2 protein-coding genes are annotated in these 2,050 nt (G+C 74.6%); both read right to left on the bottom strand.

Translation table 11 applies throughout. The features are described 5' to 3' along the window. Positions 1-775: protoporphyrinogen oxidase (gene hemG, locus ACZ5CR_RS44000; RefSeq protein ID WP_468868944.1), on the bottom strand; the 775-nt coding region annotated here is incomplete at its 3' end. After that, positions 763-2,050, bottom strand: a 1,288-nt coding sequence (locus ACZ5CR_RS44005; RefSeq protein WP_468868946.1) for a TIGR04053 family radical SAM/SPASM domain-containing protein, incomplete at its 5' end; no start/stop codon positions are given. The genes hemG and ACZ5CR_RS44005, both read right to left, overlap by 13 nt.

Below are 2,050 nucleotides of genomic sequence, written 5' to 3' on the forward strand. Positions count from 1 at the left end.
GCACCCGCCAGCGGCCGCCGGGCATACGTTCCAGGGCGAGGGCGGTGCTGCGGGTGAGGACGCGGGCCCCGCTCGCGGCGGCCACCGCGCGGGGCAGTCGGCCGGTGCCGCCGACGATGCCGCGGACCACGCTCGGCCTCGGGCCCGGGCTTGCGCTCTGGCCCTCCCGGCGGCGGCGCAAGGTGGCGAGCAAGGAGTCGCCCGAGGCGGCGACGGGCGCGAGGGAAGGCATCGCGGAGCGCAGGGAGAGCTGGTCGGTGCGGCCCGCGTAGATCCCGCCGAGGAGCGGTTCCACGAGGCGGTCCACCGCTTCCCGGCCGATCCTCGGGGCGAGAAAGCCGGCGATGCTGATGTCCGTTCCGTCGGTGAGGACGGGGCGCGCGGGGATCGCTTCCTCCTGGGCGAACCTGGCGAGCCCTTCGGCGGACAGCAGCCCGGTGCCGGTGAGGGCGGCCGGGTCAGCCGGGATGCCCATCATGTGGCCCGCGGGCAGCGGGCGCAGGGCGTCCCGGGTCCATACGGTGACGGGGGCGGGGGCCGGGTCGCACAGACTGTCCCCGAGGCCGGCCTCCTCCGCGAGCCGTACGGCTTCGGGGCGCAGCGCCATGATCGACTCCGCGCCCTCGTCGACGGGTGCGCCGGCCAGGGAGCCGGTGCGCAGCTTGCCGCCCACGCGGTCGCTCGCCTCCAGGACGGTGACCTCGGCCTTGCCGCGCAGTTCCCAGGCCGCGGCCAGACCGCTGATGCCGCCGCCGATGACGATCACAGAGCGCACGTCGACTCCTTGGAGACGGGAAGACGCGTAGGCGGCTCGTACGCGCACCACGGGTCCTCGGCCAGGTAGTCGCCCGTGACGGCGTACGCCCGTGAACGCGAGCCGCCGCACACGGACCGGTACGCGCAGCGGCCGCACTTGCCGCGCAGCAGTTCGGGGTCGCGCAACTCCGTGAAGAGCGGGGACGCGCGGTAGATGTCGGTCAGCGGGCGGTGCTTGGTGTTGCCCGCGGACAGCGGCAGGAAGCCGCTCGGCGTGACCTCGCCCGTGTGGGACACGAAGACGAAGCCGCGCCCCGATGAGATGTCCATGGGCGGACGGCGGACCGCCCGCCGCTCGCCGTCGAAGAGCCCGAGCGCGGCGGCACGCGCCGTGAGGCGGGCGTGCAGGTCCCCGGTGCGCGGCACCACCCCGCCGCTCTCGGTGAGGGGTCCTTCGGCGAGGGCGGTCCGCTGGAGCACGACGCGCCGGAAGTGGTGGCCCTCGGTGGTCTTGGTGGCCATGAACGCCCCGCAGTCGTAGAGGAAGTGCAGTACGTCCTCGGTCTCGGCGGGGGTGAGCGAGGCGAGGTCGGCGCCGCGCCCGGTGGGCACAAGCAGGAACCCGGACCACAGCATGGCCCCCTCCCGGCGGACGAGTGCGGCGACGTCGGCCAGGTCGTCGAGGCTGTGCCGCGAGACCGTGGTGTTGATCTGCACCTTCAGTCCGAGCTCGCGCGCCGTCCGCCAGCCCCGCAGCGTGAGGTCGAAGACCCCGTCGACGCCCCGGAAGGCGTCGTGCCGCGCGGCGGTGGACGCGTCCACGCTGAGCGAGAGCGCGACGGCGCCCGCGTCGCGCACTGCCGTCAGGTTCTCCCGCGTGAGGGTGGGCGTGCCGGACGGCGACACCGCGACCCGCAGGCCCAACCCCGTCCCGTACGAGATGAGTTCGGAAAGGTCGGGGCGCTGGAAGGGGTCGCCTCCGGTGATGACGAACAGCGGGTGGGGCCGCCCGAAGGCGGCGATCTGGTCCATCAGGGCACGGGCCTGTGCCCCGTCCAACTCGTGTGGACTGCGCCGGGTGTTGGCCTCGGCCCGGCAGTGCAGACAGGCCAGCGGGCAGGCCCGCGTCGCCTCCCAGATGACAAGGAACGGGCGGTCCGCGACGGCGTGCCGTGGCGTGCGCACGAGCTTGCCGGGGACGGCCGTCATCATGGGCCCGAGGGCGTCGGTCGTCATCGGACCCGCTCCCAGCCGCGCCGCTCCGTGCGCGCAGTGAGCCGCTTGGGATCCCGGC

Source organism: Streptomyces sp. NPDC031274, assembly GCF_055570235.1.